Source organism: Allobosea sp. GW821-FHT10B12 (assembly GCF_059415545.1).
This window is the reverse complement of record NZ_JBWKNL010000008.1, coordinates 103,037-122,430: the sequence shown is the minus strand read 5'-3', so window position 1 is coordinate 122,430 and position 19,394 is coordinate 103,037. Positions and strand designations below refer to the sequence as shown.

Annotated in this window: 19 protein-coding genes; 7 read left to right on the top strand and 12 right to left on the bottom strand. The window is 66.5% G+C overall.

Annotated elements, in window-relative coordinates:
• Positions 1 to 41: 41 nt before the first annotated feature.
• Positions 42 to 2,249: a RelA/SpoT family protein gene (locus tag AC07O0_RS24340; RefSeq protein WP_454029670.1), complete on the top strand. Its 2,208-nt coding sequence runs from the start codon at positions 42 to 44 to the stop codon at positions 2,247 to 2,249.
• A gap of 116 nt (positions 2,250 to 2,365) precedes the next feature.
• Here the strand turns inward: AC07O0_RS24340 and AC07O0_RS24335 are convergent, their stop codons facing one another.
• Positions 2,366 to 3,208, bottom strand: a complete 843-nt coding sequence (locus AC07O0_RS24335) for a LysR substrate-binding domain-containing protein (RefSeq protein WP_494626500.1) — start codon at positions 3,206 to 3,208, stop codon at positions 2,366 to 2,368.
• A gap of 118 nt (positions 3,209 to 3,326) precedes the next feature.
• On the opposite strand from AC07O0_RS24335, the gene AC07O0_RS24330 reads away from it, so the two are divergent.
• The 3 genes from AC07O0_RS24330 to parC all read left to right on the top strand — a co-directional run bounded on the left by AC07O0_RS24330 (position 3,327) and on the right by parC (position 7,080).
• The gene (locus AC07O0_RS24330; protein ID WP_494626498.1) at positions 3,327 to 3,710 is read left to right on the top strand and encodes a tautomerase family protein; all 384 of its coding nucleotides are present in this window, start codon (positions 3,327 to 3,329) and stop codon (positions 3,708 to 3,710) included.
• A 236-nt stretch (positions 3,711 to 3,946) separates the two neighbouring features.
• On the top strand, positions 3,947 to 4,675 hold the full coding sequence (gene recO / locus AC07O0_RS24325) for a DNA repair protein RecO (RefSeq protein ID WP_494626496.1): 729 nt from the start codon (positions 3,947 to 3,949) through the stop codon (positions 4,673 to 4,675).
• Between the two features lie 158 nt (positions 4,676 to 4,833).
• Positions 4,834 to 7,080 (top strand): DNA topoisomerase IV subunit A, encoded by a 2,247-nt coding sequence (gene parC / locus AC07O0_RS24320; protein WP_494626494.1) that lies wholly within the window; start codon positions 4,834 to 4,836, stop codon positions 7,078 to 7,080.
• Between the two features lie 187 nt (positions 7,081 to 7,267).
• Here the strand turns inward: parC and AC07O0_RS24315 are convergent, their stop codons facing one another.
• A complete protein-coding gene (locus AC07O0_RS24315; protein WP_494626493.1) occupies positions 7,268 to 7,669 on the bottom strand; it encodes a DoxX family protein in 402 nt (133 codons plus the stop codon).
• 232 nt (positions 7,670 to 7,901) lie between these two features.
• On the opposite strand from AC07O0_RS24315, the gene AC07O0_RS24310 reads away from it, so the two are divergent.
• Positions 7,902 to 8,186: a winged helix-turn-helix transcriptional regulator gene (locus tag AC07O0_RS24310; RefSeq protein ID WP_494626491.1), complete on the top strand. Its 285-nt coding sequence runs from the start codon at positions 7,902 to 7,904 to the stop codon at positions 8,184 to 8,186.
• Positions 8,187 to 8,294: 108 nt separating this feature from the next.
• Here AC07O0_RS24310 and AC07O0_RS24305 read toward each other — a convergent pair whose 3' ends face one another.
• Both AC07O0_RS24305 and AC07O0_RS24300 read right to left on the bottom strand, forming a co-directional pair.
• Entirely contained in the window at positions 8,295 to 8,900 is a 606-nt protein-coding gene (locus AC07O0_RS24305) for an outer membrane protein (RefSeq protein ID WP_494626489.1), read from the bottom strand.
• 89 nt (positions 8,901 to 8,989) lie between these two features.
• Complete coding sequence (locus AC07O0_RS24300) at positions 8,990 to 9,976, bottom strand: DUF2336 domain-containing protein (RefSeq protein WP_494626488.1); 987 nt, start codon at positions 9,974 to 9,976, stop codon at positions 8,990 to 8,992.
• A gap of 371 nt (positions 9,977 to 10,347) precedes the next feature.
• Between AC07O0_RS24300 and AC07O0_RS24295 the strand changes: the two genes are divergently transcribed.
• Positions 10,348 to 11,955, top strand: coding sequence for an OpgD/OpgG family glucan biosynthesis protein (locus AC07O0_RS24295; RefSeq protein WP_494626486.1), 1,608 nt, complete (start codon positions 10,348 to 10,350; stop codon positions 11,953 to 11,955).
• 25 nt (positions 11,956 to 11,980) lie between these two features.
• Here the strand turns inward: AC07O0_RS24295 and AC07O0_RS24290 are convergent, their stop codons facing one another.
• The 6 genes from AC07O0_RS24290 to AC07O0_RS24265 form a co-directional block, all read right to left on the bottom strand.
• Positions 11,981 to 12,907, bottom strand: a complete 927-nt coding sequence (locus AC07O0_RS24290; protein ID WP_494626484.1) for a hypothetical protein — start codon at positions 12,905 to 12,907, stop codon at positions 11,981 to 11,983.
• A gap of 53 nt (positions 12,908 to 12,960) precedes the next feature.
• On the bottom strand, positions 12,961 to 13,323 hold the full coding sequence (locus AC07O0_RS24285; RefSeq protein ID WP_494626482.1) for a peptidoglycan-binding domain-containing protein: 363 nt from the start codon (positions 13,321 to 13,323) through the stop codon (positions 12,961 to 12,963).
• Positions 13,324 to 13,406: 83 nt separating this feature from the next.
• On the bottom strand, positions 13,407 to 14,606 hold the full coding sequence (locus AC07O0_RS24280; RefSeq protein WP_494626481.1) for a UxaA family hydrolase: 1,200 nt from the start codon (positions 14,604 to 14,606) through the stop codon (positions 13,407 to 13,409).
• Complete coding sequence (locus AC07O0_RS24275) at positions 14,603 to 14,920, bottom strand: UxaA family hydrolase (RefSeq protein WP_427361572.1); 318 nt, start codon at positions 14,918 to 14,920, stop codon at positions 14,603 to 14,605. Before AC07O0_RS24275 ends, AC07O0_RS24280 begins: the two co-directional genes overlap by 4 nt.
• Positions 14,920 to 15,567 (bottom strand): RraA family protein, encoded by a 648-nt coding sequence (locus tag AC07O0_RS24270; protein ID WP_092158727.1) that lies wholly within the window; start codon positions 15,565 to 15,567, stop codon positions 14,920 to 14,922. Before AC07O0_RS24270 ends, AC07O0_RS24275 begins: the two co-directional genes overlap by 1 nt.
• A 183-nt stretch (positions 15,568 to 15,750) precedes the next feature.
• Entirely contained in the window at positions 15,751 to 16,497 is a 747-nt protein-coding gene (locus AC07O0_RS24265; protein ID WP_454029567.1) for an arginyltransferase, read from the bottom strand.
• 166 nt (positions 16,498 to 16,663) lie between these two features.
• Here AC07O0_RS24265 and AC07O0_RS24260 point away from each other — a divergent pair, with 166 nt between their 5' ends.
• Entirely contained in the window at positions 16,664 to 17,494 is an 831-nt protein-coding gene (locus tag AC07O0_RS24260) for a class I SAM-dependent methyltransferase (protein ID WP_494626478.1), read from the top strand.
• 114 nt (positions 17,495 to 17,608) lie between these two features.
• On the opposite strand, the gene AC07O0_RS24255 is transcribed toward AC07O0_RS24260, so the two are convergent.
• Together AC07O0_RS24255 and AC07O0_RS24250 are read right to left on the bottom strand one after the other, a co-directional pair.
• Complete coding sequence (locus AC07O0_RS24255) at positions 17,609 to 18,082, bottom strand: RDD family protein (protein WP_494626476.1); 474 nt, start codon at positions 18,080 to 18,082, stop codon at positions 17,609 to 17,611.
• A gap of 59 nt (positions 18,083 to 18,141) precedes the next feature.
• Positions 18,142 to 19,386 (bottom strand): threonine ammonia-lyase, encoded by a 1,245-nt coding sequence (locus tag AC07O0_RS24250; protein WP_494626474.1) that lies wholly within the window; start codon positions 19,384 to 19,386, stop codon positions 18,142 to 18,144.
• Positions 19,387 to 19,394: the final 8 nt, after the last annotated feature.

Below are 19,394 nucleotides of genomic sequence, written 5' to 3'. Positions count from 1 at the left end.
GAATCCAACCGAGCTGAGTGGGGAGTTGCGCCCGCATGGGCATGATGCGGCAATATGAGCTTGTCGACCGGGTCAAGCGCTATAACCCGAACACCGACGAGGAGCTGCTCAACCGCGCCTATGTCTATGCCATGCGTGCCCATGGCACGCAGAAGCGCGCCTCCGGCGACCCGTTCTTCGCCCATCCGCTCGAAGTCGCGGCGATCCTGACCGAGCTCAAGCTCGACGACGCCACCATCGTCGCCGCCGTCCTGCATGACACCGTCGAGGACACCGAGGCGACGCTGGAGGAGATCGAGACCCTGTTCGGGCCCGATATCCGCCGCCTCGTCGATGGCCTCACCAAGATCAAGAAGCTCGACCTCGTCTCGAAGAAGGCGGCGCAGGGCGAGAACTTCCGCAAGCTCCTGCTCGCCATCGTCGACGACATCCGCGTGCTGCTGGTCAAGCTCGCCGACCGGCTGCACAACATGCGCACGCTGCACTATGTGCCGCCCGAGAAGCGCCTGCGCGTCGCCGAGGAGACGATCGAGATCTATGCGCCGCTCGCCGGCCGCATGGGCATGCAGGAGCTGCGCGAGGAGCTGGAGGAGCTCGCCTTCCGCCACATCAAGCCGCAGGCGCACGAGACCATCACCAAGCGTCTGGAAGAGGTGACCCAGCGCGAAGGCAAGGTCATCGGCGAGATCGAGAGCGATCTCAAGACCAAGCTCGCCGAGCGCGGTATCGAGGCGCAGGTCTATGGCCGGCGCAAGCGTCCCTATTCGATCTGGAAGAAGATGGAGCGTAAATCCGTCTCCTTCGAGCAGCTCTCCGATATTTTCGGCTTCCGCGTCATCGTCGACAAGCCGGAGGACTGCTACCGCGTGCTCGGCATCGTCCATATGACCTGGCCGATGGTTCCCGGCCGCTACAAGGACTACATCTCGACGCCGAAGCAGAACGACTACCGCTCGCTGCATACCACTGTGGTCGGTCCCGGCCGCCAGCGCGTCGAACTGCAGATCCGCACTGACGGCATGGACCGCGTCGCCGAATTCGGCATTGCCGCCCATGCCCGCTACAAGGACGGCCGGACGGCCGGCGTCGTCGCGGCGGCCGATGAGAGCCGCGCCTATCAATGGCTGCGCCGCACCGTCGACCTGCTGGCCGAAGGAGACAATCCCGAGGAGTTCCTCGAGCATACCAAGCTCGAGCTCTTCCATGACCAGGTCTTCTGCTTCACCCCCAAGGGCCGCCTGATCGCCTTGCCGCGCGGCGCGACGCCGATCGATTTCGCCTATGCGGTCCATACCGATGTCGGCAACACCGCGGTCGGCGCCAAGATCAATGGCCGGATCGCGCCGCTATTGACCGAGCTCCAGAACGGCGACGAGGTCGAAATCACCCGCGCCGAAGGGCAGGCGCCGCCGGCCGCCTGGGAGTCGCTGGTGGTGACCGGCAAGGCGAGGGCCGCCATCCGCCGCGCCACCCGCGTCGCCGTGCGCCGGCAATATGCCGGGCTCGGCCGCCAGATCCTCGAGCGCGCCTTCATGCGGGCCGAGCGGCCCTTCACCGACGACAAGCTGAAGGCAGCGCTGAAGCGGCTCGCCCGCACGGCTGTCGACGACGTGCTCGCAGCCGTCGGGCGCGGCGAGATGTTCTCCGGCGATGTCGTCCGGGCGGTCTATCCCGATCTCGAGCCGGAGAAGCGTGCGACCGGCGAGGCCAAGGCGCCGCCACCCGGCAAGGGCTGGTTCGAATTGCGTCAGGGCGAGAACCTGAAGTTCAAGCTGCCGAACGAGACGCCGGGCAGCGACGCGATCCCGATCCGCGGCCTCGGCGGCGACCTGCCGGTGCGCTTTGCGCCAGGCGGCGGCGCCGTGCCGGGCGACCGCATCGTCGGCATCCTGACGCCGGGGGAGGCGGTGACGATCTATCCGATCCAGTCGCCCTCGCTTGCGGCCTTCGACAACGAGCCGGAGCGCTGGCTCGACGTGCGCTGGGACCTCGACGACAAGCGCCCGCAGCGCTTCCCGGCGCGCATCGCGCTCAACTCGATCAACGAGCCCGGCTCGCTCGCCCAGATCACCACCACCATCGCCGAGCATGACGGCAATATCGACGCCGTCTCGATGGTCCGTCCGACGCCGGACTTCACCGACGTCACCATCGACCTGACGGTCTGGGACCTGAAGCACCTCAGCGCGATCATCAGCGAGCTGCGCGAGAAGCGGGTGATCAGCCGGGTCGAGCGGGTGGTGGCGTAAGCACTCTCGTCATGGTCGGGCTTGTCCCGACCATCCACGTCTTTGTTTGGGCAGGCCGATGTTCAAGACATGGATGCTCGCCACAAGGGCGAGCATGACGGCTCGGGACACGGCCTTCATCCCGCCCGGAATGCCGCTGCCAACTCCCTGACGAAGGCATTGGCGCGCGGCGTCGCGACATTGCTGCGCAGCACGACCTCGAACGTGTCGAGCGCCGGCAATCCCCAGTCCGGACCGAGATCGACCGCCCCGCGCGGCGCGATCCGTGCGGCGAGCGGCGAGACGCCGAGCCCGCCCTCGACCGCCGCCAGCACTGCCGCCATGCCGCCGCCGATGAAGGCCTCGCGCCAGGGCAGGCCGGCGCGGTCGAGCGCATCCATGGCGTGGCGGCGCAGGCGGCATTCCGGCATCAGGCTGACCAGCGGCACCGGCCCGTCCGGCTTCGCCAGCGAGGGGGCGCCGAACCAGCCGAAAGCGTCGCGGCGCAGTACTTCGCCGGTGCGCCCCGGCCCGAGCCGACGGATCACTGCGACGTCGAGCTCGCCGCGCTCGAAGGCCGTGTCGAGCGCTGCCGAGGGCTCGATCCGCAGGCCGATCACCAGCGAGGGATCGTGCCTGGCGAGCCGCGCCAGCAGAGCAGGGGCGTCGGCTCCGACCGCCTGCTCGCTGATGCCGATGGTGATGCGCTCCTGGACCTGCCGGAAGGAGGTGAGCGCCCGCTCATGCGCCGCCATCAGTTCGCGCGCTGCCGGCAGGAAGCGCTCGCCTTCGGCGGTCAATCGGACGAGCCGCGGATGCCGCTGCAGCAGCAGCTGGCCGAGCGCCTCTTCCAGCTTCTTGACCCGCGTGCTGACCAGCGACTGCGCCGTGCCGAGCGCCTCGGCGGCGCGGGTGAAGCTGGAGAGTTCGGCCGCATGCAGGAAGGCGCTGACGCCGTCGAGATCGAGGGTGTTGCTCATCTGAGATCGCAATTTGAGATCATTGATATCATCAAAGATACGGTTTTCAGATTGTGGTTTCAAGCCTAGTTTCAGGGTGTCGGCGGCAGAGACCGCCCCTCGCTTCATGGAGCCCATCATGCCTCTGATCCGGATTTCGATGCGTCGCGGCCGCCCGGCTTCGCATCCCGCCGCAATCGTCGACGGTGTCTATCGTGCCCTGCGCGCCACCTTCGAGGTGCCGGAGAACGACCTCTTCGCCGTCGTGCATCAGCATGAGGCCGAGGAGTTCATCTTCGACAACAACTATTTCGGCTTCAACCGCAGCGACGCGCTGGTGATCATCCAGCTTACCGTCGCCAACACCCGCGGCGTCAGCCAGAAGAAGGCGCTCTATGCCGCCATCGCCGAGAACCTGCAGAAGGAGCCGGGGCTGAAGCCCGACGACATCTTCATCAACCTCGTCGAGGTCAAGCGCGAGGACTGGTCGTTTGGGGGAGGGATCGCGCAATACGTGGCGTGAGCCGGGGAGAGGGCGCGGGGAACCCTCTCCTGGAAGGAGAGGGCAGGGTGAGGTGTAGGGGATTGGACCAGTGGCGCGAGCGCTGATCGCGCGGTCGGGTTCAGGCTCACGATCACCCTCCCGAACACCTCACCCCTACCCCTCTCCTTCCAGGAGAGGGGATCCCGCGCTTCTGCTGACAACGTTGTGCGCGCAGGCACTGGAAACACCACCCCGGATGCCCATAACTCTCCCTGATGGAATGGAGCGACGAGGGCACGATCATCGGCGTCAGGCGTCATGGCGAGAACGCCGTGATCCTGGAGGCGATGACGCGTGACCATGGCCGCCATCTCGGCCTCGTCCGTGGCGGCCGCTCCAGCAAGCAGCAGCCGGTGCTGCAGCCCGGCAATCTTGTCGCGCTGACCTGGCGGGCCCGCCTCGACGAGCATCTCGGCGAGTACAAGGTCGAGCTCCTGACCTCGCACGCGGCGCGTTTGATGGCCCAGCCGGTCGCGCTCTACGGGCTCGCCAATGTCGCGGGCCTGCTGCGCTTGCTGCCGGAGCGCGATCCGCATCCCGGCCTCTATGAAGGCCTTTCGGTGCTGCTCGCCCATCTCGACGAGATCGCGATCGCCCCGGCGCTGATGGTGCGCTTCGAGCTCGCCATGCTCTCCGAACTCGGCTACGGGCTCTCGCTCGAACGCTGCGCCGTCTCGGGCTTGCGCGAAGACCTCACCCATGTCTCGCCGAAATCGGGCAAGGCGGTGAGCCGCAAGGCCGCCGAGCCCTATCTCGACCGGCTCCTCAACCTGCCGCCCTTCCTCAGCGAGGGGCAGGGCGCGCGCCAGCCGGCTCCGGCGGAGATCGCCGCGGGCTTTGCGCTCACCGGCTTCTTCCTGCGCCGCGACCTCTACGAGCCGCGCGGCCTGCTGGAGCCGCCCGAGCGGGCGCGCCTGCTGGAACTGGCAGCGAGAATCCACTGATTTCCGCGGATTTTCCGGCGCTGGCGCTTTGCGTCGCTTGCATCGCGGTTGCATCGTTGCATCAAGTGATTCGGGCCCTTATTCCCTCGTCTCGTGAGGTCTGGACCCGTGTCGGCCTAAAGCATGGGCCGCGTGTCGAACTAGGTTGGTAGAGAAGCATGGGCAAGCCCGTCGAGCCGCCTCCGGAGGAGGAAGCCGAACGCGTCGATCTGAAGAGCGCTCTCGAGGAGCGCTATCTCGCCTATGCGCTCTCGACGATCATGCATCGCGCCCTGCCGGATGCGCGCGACGGTTTGAAGCCCGTCCATCGCCGCATCCTGCACGCCATGCGCCTGCTCCGGCTCGATCCCGGCCAGGTCCACAAGAAATGCGCCCGCATCGTCGGCGACGTCATCGGTAAGTTCCACCCGCATGGCGACCAGTCGGTCTATGATGCGCTGGTGCGTCTCGCGCAGGACTTCGCCCAGCGCTATCCGCTCGTCGACGGCCAGGGCAATTTCGGCAATATCGATGGCGATAACGCCGCCGCCTACCGCTACACCGAAGCGCGCATGACCGAGGTCGCGCGCCTCCTGCTCGACGGGATCGAGGAGGATGCGGTCGATTTCCGCGAAACCTATAATGGCGAGGACGAGGAGCCGATGGTGCTCCCGGCCGCCTTCCCGAACCTGCTCGCCAACGGCTCGCAGGGCATCGCCGTCGGCATGGCGACCTCGATCCCGCCGCACAACGCTGCCGAGCTCTGCGACGCGGCGCTCTATCTGATCCAGCACCCGGAGACGACGTCAGAGCAGTTGATGACCTTCGTGCCGGGACCCGACTTCCCGACCGGCGGCATCATCGTCGAGTCGCGCTCCTCGATGGTCGAGACCTACCGGACCGGCCGCGGCGCCTTCCGCACAAGGGCGCGCTGGCATGTCGAGGACCAGGGCCGCGGCACCTGGTTCGTCGTCGTCACCGAGATTCCTTACGGGGTTTCGAAGGGTCGGCTGATCGAGAAGATCGCCGAGCTGCTCAACGAGCGGAAGCTGCCATTGGTCGCCGACCTGCGCGACGAATCCGCGGAAGACATCCGCGTCGTCATCGAGCCGCGCGCTCGCAATGTCGACGCCAACCTGATGATGGAATCGCTGTTCAAGCTCTCCGAGCTGGAAGCGCGCATTCCGATGAACATGAACGTGCTGACCGGCGGCGTGGTGCCGCGCGTGCTCAGCCTGGCTGAAGCGCTGCGGGCCTGGCTCGACCATCGCCGCGAAGTCTTGCAGCGGCGCTCGCGCTTCCGCCTCGGCCAGATCGAGAAGCGCCTCGAAATCCTCGCCGGCCTGTTGATCGTCTATCTCGACCTCGACCGGGTGATCAAAATCATCCGCGAGGAGGACGAGCCCAAGCTCGAGCTGATGAAGGTCTTCGCGCTCAACGAGGTCCAGGCCAATGCCATCCTCGACACCCGCCTGCGCGCCTTGCGCAAGCTGGAGGAGATGCAGCTCAAGACCGAATTCGACGAACTGACCCAGGAGAAGGGCCAGATCGAGGGCCTCCTCGCCTCCGAGGCGCAGCAGTGGAAGACCATCTCCTGGGACATCCGTGAGGTGAAGAAGCTGTTCGGCCCGGAGACGGCGATCGGCAAGCGCCGCACCAGCTTCGCCGACATGCCAGACACCGCCGATATCGACCTGACCCAGGCCATGGTCGAGCGCGAGCCGGTGACGGTGGTGATCTCGAAGAAGGGTTGGATCCGGGCGCTGAAGGGCCATGTCCAGGACCTCTCGACCCTGTCCTTCAAGGGCGATGACGGCCTGCGCACCGCCTTCTTCAGCGAGACCACCGCGAAGATCCTCGTTGTGGCGACCAACGGCAAGGTCTTCACACTGGAGGCCTCGAAGCTGCCGGGCGGGCGCGGCTTCGGCGATCCGATCCGGCTGATGATCGAGCTGGAGGAGAGCGCCGAGATCGTCGCGGCCTTCCCCTACAGGGCCGGCCTGAAGCTCCTTGCCGCTACAACCGAGGGGCGTGGCTTCGTCGTCGGCACCGACGACGTCATCGCCAATACCCGCAAGGGCAAGCAGGTGCTCAATGTCGACGCACCGGTCGAGGCGATGCTGGTCGTGCCGGCCGAGGGCGACCATGTCGCGATCATCGGCCAGAACCGCAAGCTGCTCTGCTTCCCGATCTCGGAAGTGGCGGAGATGAGCCGCGGCAAGGGCGTCAAGCTGCAGCGCTACAAGGATGGCGGTCTCTCGGACGCCAAGGTGTTCAAGCTGGAGGACGGGTTGACCTGGCTCGACACCTCCGGCCGGACCTGGACGGTGGCGCAGGCCGAGCTGATCGAATGGCTCGGCCACCGCGCCGAGGCCGGCCGCCTGCCGCCCAAGGGCTTCCCGAAGAACAACAAGTTCGGGGGGTGAGCCGGGCGAAAGGCGACCAGTTGCGACACGCTATCTGACGGTGCGCTGCGGCGTGGGCCAGCCGACGGAGCGGCCGAGATCGGTCGTATGGCAGGCCGACAGGGCAAATGCCAGCAGTGCGATGGTGATCAGGCGCGACATGAATTGCTCCGGGTGATCGTGCGGGGATAGTGCGAGCCAGGCGGGCTCAGTCTTGCCCAAGAAGCGCGGACCTGACCGCGGCCTTGATCGTGCTCCGATGTGCGCTGGCGACCAGCAGGCACAGCCCGAGCAGGATCATGGCGGGGAGCGGTGAGCCGGGCAGGATCGTGAGATGCGCCAGGGTGGCGCCGACCATGGTGGCCGCCAGCAGCAGGGCGGCAAAACCGGCGAGCGCGGGCAGGAGCAGCGCGGCAGCGCCAGCGAACTCGATCGCACCGGTCAGATAGCGGAACCATTGCCCGACACCGATCGCGTCGAAGACATCGATCATCGGCTGCACGCCGGCGAGCTTGGCTCCACCTGCAGTGGCGAAGACGGCGGCGAGCAGCGCCTTGACGCCCCATAGCCCGAACCGGCGCCAACGCGGCGCCTCTGGAACTTCAGTCATTGACATCGATGTCTCCGAGGAATGCCCGAGGGCTGCAGCGGGGCGGCCCACTGCTTTCGTCGTGAGAAAATCGAGAGTAAGATCGAAAACACAAGTAGGATGAAATTTGTGGTATAGTATGAAAAACAAGACTATTGAGCCATCCCATCCAGGTGGCGATACGGAAATCCTCGCGGAATCAGATGCTTGCCCGAGTTCCGCCGCGGTCGGGCAATTTCATGCGGCGATGCGCATGCTGACCGGCAAGTGGAAGGGTGAAATCCTCTGGCGGCTCGGGCAAGGGACGCTGCGCTTCGGCGAGCTGCGCCGCTCGATCCCCGGCATCACCCAGCACATGCTGACGACCCAGCTGCGCGACCTGGAGGCGCACGGTCTCGTCAAGCGCACGATCTATCCGGAGGTGCCCCCGCGCGTCGAATATGAGCTGACGCCGTCAGCGCGCGATCTTGGCACGGTCTTTCGCGAGATCAGGGCCTGGTCCGACAGGCACGCAGCCTCGCTCAATCTGACAGCTTGAAAGCGCGGGTCGCGGCGCGATCCAGCGTCTGATCAAGGACTTATGCAAATCTGCTGAATCGATCCGCCAGCAACTTGAATCAAGCCCGCAGCGCCTTGAATCGCTTCCTCAGCGGATCGCGGATCCGACCACGCCGACTTCGAGTCCGAGCGTGATGTTGTTGGTCACGGCCCATTCGATGCCGGCGCGTGCCTCCGGCCTGACGGCGATGTCGGAGCGCGAGAACGGCGCCGAGAACGAGGTTGCGCCATAGCGGAAGGTCTCGTTGGCCGCGGCCAGGCCGACCGTGGTGTAGAGCAGCACGTCGGGCGTCGCGAACACACCGGCCTTGAGCTGGAAGATGCCGGCGATGTCGCGGGTATAGCTCGCCTGGTTGAAGCCCGGATTGGCATAGCCGCCGAAGGACGGCGAGAATTCAAGCGCGCCGGAGATGCCGTAGATGAAATCGCCGTCGCGCCACATCTTGCCGGCTTCGAGCCCGATCACCGGTCCGGCCGATGTCCCGAAATGCTTCGAGCTGGTGACCTGGAAGCCGCTGGAGATGCGGGCATAGGAGCCTTCCCATTTGACGCCGCCGGGCGACAGGGTCGGCTGCGACCAGGCGAAGGAAGGCAGGATGCCGAAGCCCGAGAGCGGCAGGAAGGCCTGCGCTCGCGCCGGGGTGCCGATCGCGATCAGCGCGGCCAGGGCGGCGCCGGCCGAAAGAAGCTTCATGCGTGCTGTGCCCGCGGCCAGGATCATGCTCATGGCTTAGCAGGTGAGGGCGGGATTGTCGCGCTTTTGTGGCGCAATGCTCTGTCGACTCAGGCCACCTTGGTCTTCAGGCGCAGGAAGCGCATCGTCCGCTCGGCGGTGGCGAGGTCGAGTTGGGCGTAGTCGTTGAGGTCGTCCTCGATGTCCTTGGCCTTGAAATAGAGCCGGCGCCCGCGCAGTTGCAGGACTGCATGGAAGGTGTCCTTGCGGAGTTCGAGCGTGCGCGCCAGCACGGCGATGCCGCTGACATCGCGCTGCATCAGCACGCGCAGGGCCTGCTCGTTGGTGACGTCGGCGCGGATCGCGATCACCTGCGCGAGATGGAAGGCGCGATCCTCCTCCGCCAGCATGGTCACGACCTCGTCGAGGCTGCGTTCTCCTGCTTGCAGGTCAGCGATCAGCAGCCGGACTTCGCGCCGTTGCTGCCGCGCCTGGCGCGCCATCATTGCGGTCTGGCGCGAACTCGTTTCGGCGGCGGGATCGGACATCTGCTCGACGATACGCAGCACGCGCTCGGCGCGTTGGGGGGACAGGTCGGAGCGGCGCGCCAGCGCTTCGCCAACCACTGCATCGTCGCCGCCGCGCAGCAGCAACCGGTCGAAGCCATGATCGGAGAACTGCGCTCCTTCATTGCCGGAGACGGTGCGGAGCACGGTCTGGTCGCCGCGCTCGACCAGGATATCGGTGACGCCTTCCGACAGGCGGGCGCGCTCGGCGATCGCCGCGAGATGCTCCTGCGTCTGGCTGATGGCGATGGCGGCGAGATCGGTGTCGGTCAGAACCGGCGAGAGCTTGAGGACGAGCCGCGCGACTTCGCTGTCGGTATCGTTCGCCAGCGATACCGCGACCTGGCGCGGCAAGGTTTCCGTCTCGGCGACGGAATCGGCGTAATCACGGCGCCCCTGCGTATCAAGATGCGGCAACGAGCGCAGCGCGATGTCGCCGTAATGCTCCTTCGATTCCTCGCTCGGGTCGGTGTCGAGCAGGAACAGGTCAGTGACGGCGTTGAGGAGCTTGCGTCGGGATTCGGAGGACATCTCCGCCGGCATCCGGGTGAGGTTCTGGAGCATTGGCGCGGATTCCGACGAAGTATCACGTTTGCGGCAATGGCCGGACGTTACGGCGCTCCATTTGATTTAGTCTTAAGCCGACCGAAGAATTGGCATTACTTTCAGTACAATTGTGCATATCATTGGTTGTGTTGATGATTTCCACGCAACCTGAATGGCGTATCGGGTATCTTGCCGATGGAACAACGCCGTCCGCCTGACGTTGGCAGATCGCCGCCCATGCGCGGCCTATCGAGCCAGCGACAATGCGGAGTGTGATGACAAGCCGGTCGGGAACGCAGAGCTCCCCCTTTGGAGACTATTCGCGACAAGCCGCGGCCGAACCGTCGCGCCGCGCGATGCTGGTCGCCCTGGCTGCGATCGGGCTCGTCCCATCCGCCCACGCCCAGGACGGCCGTCCGCCGGCTGCTGCCCCGAACACCACGTCCGCTGAGCCAGGGCGCGGCAATTTCGGCTACGAGGATGTCGTCCGTCAGGCCCGCGAGCTCGCAGCCCGCCCGTTCGACACGAGCGCACCCGCCATCCCGGAAGCACTGAAATCGTTGAGCTATGACAGCTATCGCGAGATCAGATTCCGTAGGGACAAGGCGCTCTGGCAGGACGGCGGTTCCGACTACCGCCTGCACTTGTTCCATCTCGGCTTCCTGCACGACAAGCCGGTGCCGATCCATGTGATCAGCGAGGGCATCGCGATCCCGCTGCCGTTCAACATGGCGCTGTTCGAGTACGGCAAGGCCCAGATTCCGCAGAAGCTGCCACTCTCGCTTGGTTTCGCCGGCTTCGCCGTCACCACGACACTGAACGATCTGAAGGTGCAGGACGAGGTGATTTCGTTCCTCGGCGCCAGCTATTTCCGCTTCCTCGGGCGCGGTCATCGCTACGGTCTCTCGGCGCGCGCGCTCGCCCTCGATGTCGGCGGCGAGCAGGCCGAGGAGTTTCCGTTCTTTCGCGCGCTCTGGCTGGAGAAGCCGAAGCCCGACAGCGTCGATCTCGTCATCTACGCCCTGCTTGATTCACCCTCGGTCAGCGGTGCTTTCCGTTATGTCGTCACGCCCGGCCAGCAGACCAGCGTCGCCGTCACGGCCACGATCGTGCCGCGCCGGACGATCGAGCGCATCGGCATCGCTCCGCTGACCTCGATGTTTCTCGCCGGCGAGGGCGACCGCGAGCAGCGTACCGATTTCCGTCCCGAGGTCCACGATTCCGATGGGCTGATGCTGAAGACCGGCGCCGGCGAATGGATCTGGCGGCCGATCCGCAATCCGCAGGCGCTGACGATCTCCTCCTTCCATGATCGCAATCCGCGCGGCTTCGGCCTGATCCAGCGCGATCGTGAATTCGGCCACTACCAGGACCTGGAGGCGCATTATCATGCCCGTCCCGGCTACTGGGTCGAACCGTCGGGCGAATGGGGCGAGGGCCGGGTCGACCTGATCGAAATCCCGACCCAAGGCGAGGAATTCGACAACATCGTCTGTTGCTGGACACCCAAGACGCCATTGCCGAGCGGCCAGCCGACCGAGCTGAACTACCGCATCACCACGGTGTCGACGACCGAGACGCTGCATAAGATGGCGCAGGTCCAGAGCAGCATCGCCGCCCGCGAGGAGCTCGACGCGGCGGCAGGATTGGCAAAGCGACGTTTCATCGTCGACTTCAACGCCGGCGATCTCGAATACTATCTGTCCGATCCCAAGCGTGTCGTAGTGGTCGCGACGGTCTCGGCCGGCACCGTCGCCCGTGCGACCATCGATCCGAACTTCGCGGCGAAGGGCTTCCGCGCCATTGTCGACGTCACACTCCGGCCGGGCGAGAGCACCGATCTGCGCATGTTCCTGCGTACGGCGAAGCAGACGCTGAGCGAGACCTGGACGAGCTCCTGGAGCGCGCCGGCTGTGCCCGCCGCTCCTGTGGTGGATGCTGCCGCTCCGGCCTCGGGACGCTGAGCGACGGATCGACCGCGCCGGCGGGCTACGGCGCCGGGAAGAAGTTGCTCGGCAGGTTGCTGGGACGCGCGGTCGACTCGACCCGCACCGGCTCACGCGCCCCCGACCCGTAGCCCCGGTCGAAGGCGGTGCCGTCCTGCTCGTTGCAGGTCGGCCGCTGCGGGTTCTTGGCGATGGCGGCTGATTTCGGGAAGGCGGTGTTGTCGACCGCGTCGGTGGTCGGCTGGCCGATGTCGATGCGTGAGGTCACCATCGCGACGGTCGGCTTGGCGGTGGGGGAGGTCCAGCCCAGCGTGCCATGCCAGATGATGTGCCAGCCGATCCGCGCCAGATGGTGAACCGTCGAGCCGCGCTCCCTCGCGACGAAATAGGCGATGAAGCCTTCGTCGCGCCGGGCGGTGTGCAGGAAGTTCGGCGCAGGCACCTTGCTGTTGGTCTGGCGCAGGGGAAACGGGTTGTTGGGGTGGTCGCCGAGCTTGTAGGTCACCAGGAAGCCCTTGGTGCCGGTGGTCTGGTCGGTGATGACCTGATTGCTCGGGTCGAAGATCATCTCGTCGACGGTCGGCAGGTCGCCGTCGCCGTCCAGCGATGGATTGGTGCCGAAGGCCGATTTGAGGTTGACGACGATGCTGCCTTCATTGGCCATCCGCCCGGCATAATGCGCCTCGTAGACCACGATGTCGGCGACCAGGATCATCCCGAACTCCCAATTGGTCGTCAGGTCGATCTTGTCCTGCCGGTTGGCCGGATCGCCCGACATCAGCACGCTGCCGGTGCAGGTGATCATCGGGCCTGTATGGCCGGGATGCCCAGCCGGATCGTCAGCGGCTGCGCGGCGGGCGTTGGTCGTGCAGTGCAGCAAAGCGTGCTCGGTGCCGACATGGATGTCGGTACGCGAGCCACCCTTGTTGGCGGTGATTGTGGCGGTGCCGGGAGAGATCGCGACAACCATGGCTTCTCCTGCGGTTATCCGACTGTCTGATGTTTTCGGGTGGGGCGTCGATCTTAGCGAACCGCTGCGCTGTGCGTGCGCGCCTTGGCGGCTTCGGCGCGGCGATTGAGGGCGTTCACCGCGATGATGGCGCGCTCCAGCGCCGCCATGGTCAGCGGCCCGACGATCGCGTCGGCGACGAGTCCGTTGGTGGTCTGGAAGCTGCGCACCCGGCTCGCCGTTTCCGGGCCGAAGATGCCGTCGGGCAGGGTGCGACCCTGGCCGGTCGAGTTCGGCATCGCCAGGCCGAGATCGATCAGGGCGAGCTGGATGATGGCGACGGCCTGGCCGCGCTCGCCCTGCTTCAGCGGCGGCGCGTTCTCGGCAGCCTTCCTGAGCCGGTCACTGTTCGAAAAGCGCGGCGAGCTGAGCGGCATGGTCTTGATCCTGCCCGTCCCCGATGACCCAAGGTTAGTTCGGGCTCCGGGTAGGGGTCAAGGATCGCGCGAGATCGTCAGGCCTAAGCCGCCGGCAGGCAGGCCGGGCCGAGCGGCTCGAAGCTCTTATAGGTCAGGATGAACTCCTGATGGCCGAGCTCTTCCGACTTCGTCCGCCCGCCCTGGGCCAGCGACACGACAAGGTCGCGGATCTCCGTGCCGACCTCGTCGAGGCTCGCCCGGCCTTCGAGGATGCGGCCGGCATCGACATCCATGTCGTCGCTCATCCGCCGATAGGTCTCCGGATTGGCGCAGATCTTGACCACCGGCGAGATCGCCGAGCCGACGACCGAGCCGCGCCCGGTGACGAACAAGACGCAATGCGCGCCGCAGGCGATCAATTCGGCGATCTCGGCATTGTCGTTGATGTTGGGGAAGCCGAAGCGAACCTCGCCATCCGGCACCACGTCGAGCAGATAGAGCCCGCCGCGCGGCGGCACGTCGCCGGGCTTGAGCAGGCCCGAGATCGGCGAGGCGCCCGACTTGGCATAGGCGCCCATCGACTTCTCCTCGATGGTCGAGAGCCCGCCCTCGGCATTGCCGGCGGCGAAGGAGCCGTAGCCGAGCGTCGCATAGTAGCGCGCCGCCTTGGCGACCGATTTCTCCAACTCGACGCCGAGCTCGGGCGTGATCGCGCGCGCCGCCATGATGTGCTCGCAGCCGATCAGCTCGCCGGTCTCCTCGAAGATGCAGGAGGCGCCTTCGGCGATGAGCTGGTCGAAGGCGCGGCCGGCCGCCGGATTGCCGGTGATGCCGGAGGTGCCGTCCGAGCCGCCGCAGACGGTGCCGATCACCAGCTCGCTGACCTGCATCGGCACGGTCTCGGCGGTGTCGAGCGCGATGCGCTGCTCTTCGACCCAGGCGCGGCCTTCCTTGATCGAGGCGCGCGTGCCGCCGGTGCCCTGGATCACGATGGTCTTCACCGGCCGGCCGGTGGCGCGCACCACCCGCTCCAGCGCATATTTGTTGAAGCTCTCGCAGCCGAGCGAGACCAGCAGCACCGCCCCGACATTGGGATGGGTGCAGAGCTGCTCCATCATCCGCTCGGCGTAAGGGTTAGGATAGCAGCCCGGAAAGCCGATGGCGTGGACCTCGTGCTCGCGCCAGGGCAGGGCGATCTCGCGTGCGACATGGTGGGCGCACTCGACCAGATAGGCGACGGCGACGACGTTGCGGATGCCCTTGCGGCCGTCGCTGCGGAGATAGCCTTGAAGCTCGCTCATTGCGCCGCTCCCGCCTTGCGCTCGTCCTCGAGATGATAGGTCGGCGTATAGTCGCTCTTCATGTTCTGGACGTGGACATGGTGGCCGGCAGCGATGGCGATCGTCGCCACGCCGATCGGCGCGCCGTATTTCAGGATCTTCTCGCCGGGCGCGATGGCGCGCCGGGCGATCTTGTGGGCGAGGGCGATGTCGCGATCGATCACCGCCTGACCGGTGCCGGTCTCGATGGGCTCGCCCGCCGGCAGGCGGGTGCGCGCGACGAAGACGTTGTCGCGCGGATCGAGCAGGATCAGGCGGGGATCGTGTTGGGACATCAGAACTTGCCGAATTGCAGATAGGCCTGCTGCGGGTCGGTGCCGGCGAGGATCGCGGTGCGGACCTTGTTCTCGGCCGAGATCGCCGTTTCGGACTTCTCCAGCACTTCCTCGATGATCTCCGCCGGTATGCGGACGACGCCGTCGCGGTCGGCGAGGATGTAGTCGCCCGGCCGGATCCAGACCTCGCCGATCTTGATCGGCTCGTCGACAGCCTTGGGCAGCCAGACGCCGACGATGTCGCGCGGCGTATAGGCCTTGAAATAGGCCTGGAAGCCCATCTCGACCATGAATTCGGTGTCGCGCGACAGCCCGTCGATGACGCAGCCGCGCACACCCTTGTTCTTCAGCGTCTCGGCCGAGAGCTCGCCCATCAGCGCGACTTCCTCGGTGTTCGGCTGGCAGACCCAGACATGGCCGGGCTTGGCGGCCGAGAGCAGGCCGGTCCAGCCGAGCAGGGTCTCGTGAGCGTCGAATTCGCCGGTCTTGCCCTCGACGGTGAAGGCCGGGCCAGCGAGCTTCACGCCGGGCAGCAGCGGGCGCAGCGCCGGCGGCAGGGTGAAGTCCTTCAGCCCCATGGCGCGCATCGTGTCGTGGATGATGCCGGTGTAGCAGCGTTCGAGGCGCTCGGTCAGCGTATCCGTCATATTTCCTCCGGTGCGGCCGCTCCGGCGGCCTTGCCGGCACCTTGCGCAGAGCGGGGCACAGCGGGCAAGTGCGGATTTTGCAGCGCTGGCGTGCGTATTAAACGATTTAAACTGCCGAAACTGACTATTTTCGCGTTTAGATTGCGCTGGTGGACCGACTATGCGCGATTGCGAGAGGCCGCGTCAGCCCACCCGTTCCCAGCCCTGCGGCATCAGGCGCTCCTGCGGCAGGAAGCGGGCCTTGTAGGCCATCTTCGGCGAGCCCTCGACCCAGTAGCCGAGATAGACATAGGGCAGGCCGAGCTTGCGGGCGCGCTCGACATGCTCGAGCACCATGAAGGTGCCGAGCGAGCGCGCTTCGAGTGCAGGATCATAGACCGAATAGACCATGGAGAGCCCGTCGCTCAGCCGGTCGGTCAGGGCGAAGGCGAAGAGATCGCCCTGGCCGCGACCGGTGAAGCCGCTATCGGGCCCGCGCCGGCGATATTCGATCAGGCTGGTCTCGACATGGGTGTCCTCGACCATCATGGCGAAGTCGAGCGCCGACATCGTCGCCATGCCGCCTTCGGGGTGGCGATCGTCGAGATAGCCGCGGAACAGCGAATAATGCTCCGAGCGCGGCTGCGGCGGCAGCGCCTCGCCGATCAGGTCGCTGTTGCGCGAGAGGATCTTGCGGAAGGTGCGCGAGGGCCGGAAATCGGCGACCACGACCCTGACCGAGATGCAGGCCCGGCAGGTCTCGCAGGCCGGCCGGTAGGCGATGCTCTGCGAGCGCCGGAAGCCGCCTTGCGAGAGCACATCGTTGAGGTCGCGCGCCCGTGCGCCAACGAGGTGTGTGAACACCTTGCGCTCCTCGCGGCCCGGCAGATAGGGGCAGGGCGTTGGCGAGGTCAGGTAGAATTGCGGGGCATCCCGCAAGGGACGTGTCACGTCAGGCAGGCTCCGGAACCGCCGAGGTGAGGGGGAGTTTAGCAGTCGGCGCGGCGGCAACAAGCGGCAAGGCTATGGCGGCCGCACCGCATGGGATAACCCGCGGATTGATGCTAGCCTGCGCTTGCGGGGATATCCGGAGACCCCCAAGGGCAGGGGTGATGCGATGCAGACCGAAACGGTCGCGTTGACCCGCGAAAAAGAAACCCTGCTGATCACGCTCTGGGCCAAGGCCGGCGAGAGCCTGTTGCCCGATTCCCTGCTCCGGGATCGTTTCGCCGCCGCGGCCGCAGCCCGCATCGACTATGATTTCGCCAGGCTCAAGGTCGACCGTGATTTGATGGTCGGCCTTGCCATGCGCGCCCATACATTCGACGGCTGGACGTGCGATTTTCTCGCGGACAACCGTAATGCGATCGTGCTGCATCTCGGCTGCGGGCTCGACAGCCGCGTCTTCCGGATCGATCCGCCTGCCGGCGTCGACTGGTTCGAGGTCGACTACCCCGACGTCATCGCGCTGCGGCGCAAGCTCTATCCGGCGCGCGACGATTATCACCTGATCGGCTCGTCGGTAACCGAGCCGGGCTGGCTCGACGCACTGCCGCAGGACCGCCCGGCGATGATCGTGGCCGAAGGGCTGCTGCCCTATCTGCCGGAGGAAGAGGTGCCGCTGCTGCTGGAGCGGCTGGTGCGGCATTGCCGCAGCGGCGAGATCGTCTTCGACGCCTATAGCCCGCTCGGCCTCAAGCTGATCGCGCTGCAGCCCTCGATCAAGGCGACCGGCGCGGTGCTGCACTGGGCGCTCGACGATCCCGCCGAGCTGGAGCGGCAGGTTCCGGGCCTCGAGCTCGTGACGGAGCTCACCGCCTACGATCCCGACGGCTACGATGCGGCGCAGATTGCGCGGATGTCCTGGCCGGCGCGCTTCGCGATGCAGTTCTTCTCGCTGATCCCGCCGCTGGCGCGCATCGGGCTCCTGCTGCGCTATCGCTTCTAGCCGACCGCCTCTGTCGTCATGGTCGGGCTTGTCCCGACCATCCACGTCTTCCTTCCTGCATTGCGGTGTTCAAGACGTGGATGCTCGCCACAAGGGCGGGCATGACGGGAAACTTCAGGCGCGCACCACCACCAGCCCGGTCAGGAGGTCGTGGCCGAGGCGCCGGTCTTCGCGCACCAGCCCGCAGGCGATGTCGAGGAACCAGAGGCCGACCGTGCCGGCTGCGACGTAGAAGAACAGCGCGTGTACGGCCGCCGCCAGCGCATCCGGCCGGCCGCCCGAGGCGGTCTCGACCCTGAGACCGGCCATGCGCATGCCGAGCGTCGCCTGCTTGCGGCCGCCGATGGTGATGGCGGCATAGCCGAGCGCGACGGCGATCGTCGCGCCGCCCATCAGCAGCCAGGTCAGGCCGAAGGTGACGATGCCGAGGATCGCGAGCAGGAACCAGACCATGCTGCCCAGGATGAACAGGACGACGACGTCGCCGATCCAGGCGAACAGGCGCGAGCCGAGCACGCCGCGCGTATCCTGCAGCGGCCGGTCCTCCAGCGCGACGATCGGCGGCTGGCGATAGGACGGGTTCGACATCGACGTTGAGTTCCTCATTGCTCAGGGACCGACATGGCCCACCGGACAGTAATGTTTGATCAGCCGCCCGGTTCCGCAAGGCCACGCGGGTAGATCCGCCGCGGCGCGTAGCCTTCCTGGCGCAGCGCGTCCTCGATCGCGGCGGTGTGCGCCTCGTCGCGGGTCTCGACGGTAACATCGAGCGTCACGCCCTTGGCCGGGACGTCGAGGAAGAGCCGGCCATGACTGACTTCGAGGATGTTGGCGCCGAGCGTGCCGAACAGGCTCGCGACCTTGCCGAGCAGGCCCGGCCGGTCGCTGGCGGTGAGGCGGAAGGCGGCGATGCGCTGCTCGCGCTCCAATTCGCGGACCATGATCGCCGCCAGCAGCCGCGCGTCGATATTGCCGCCACAGAGCACGAGTCCGACCTTGCGGCCGCGATAGCGCTCCGGCTCCTTCAGCATCGCCGCGAGTCCGGCGGCGCCGGCGCCTTCCGCCAGCGTGTGCTGCAGGGTTGCATAGGCGTTGACGGCGCGTTCGATCAGGTCCTCGCCGACCAGCACGATGTCGGAGACCAGCTCCTTCACGACCGGCAGCGTCTGGGTACCGACGGTCTTGACCGCGATGCCCTCGGCCAGCGTCGCCCCGCCGATCGGCATCGTCGCGTCATGCACGGCATTGTGGAAGGAGGGGTAGAGCGCTGCCTCGATGCCGATCAGCTCGATCGACGGCTTCAGTGCCTTGGCGGCGATGGCGTTGCCGGCCATCAGCCCGCCGCCGCCGAGCGGAATCAGCAGCATGTCGAGCTCGGGCGCCTCGCGCAGCATCTCCAGTGCGACCGTGCCCTGGCCGGCCATCACCGCGGCATCGTCATAGGGGTGGACGAAGACGAGGCTCTTCTGCGCCGCGATCTCGCGCGCCTTCTGCGCCGATTCGTAGAGCGTCTCGCCGAACAGAACGACTTCGGCGCCATGGGCGCGCGTGTTCTCGATCTTCACCAGCGGCGTCGTCTCCGGCATCACGATCGTCGCCGGGATGCCGAAGCGCTTGGCGTGATAGGCGACGGCCTGGGCGTGGTTGCCGGCCGACATCGCGATCACGCCGCGGCGCTTTTCGTCATCCGTCAGGCTGCGCAGCTTGTTGACGGCGCCGCGCTCCTTGAAGGAGGCGGTCGCCTGCATGTTCTCGTGCTTGACGAAGACCTCTGCCCCGGTCAGCGCCGACAGGCGCGGCGCCGGCATCAATGGGGTCCTCAGCACATGGCCTTCGATGGTCTGCGCAGCCGCCTCGATATCGGCGAAGCTGATCGAAAAGCCGCTACCCATCTGTTCCC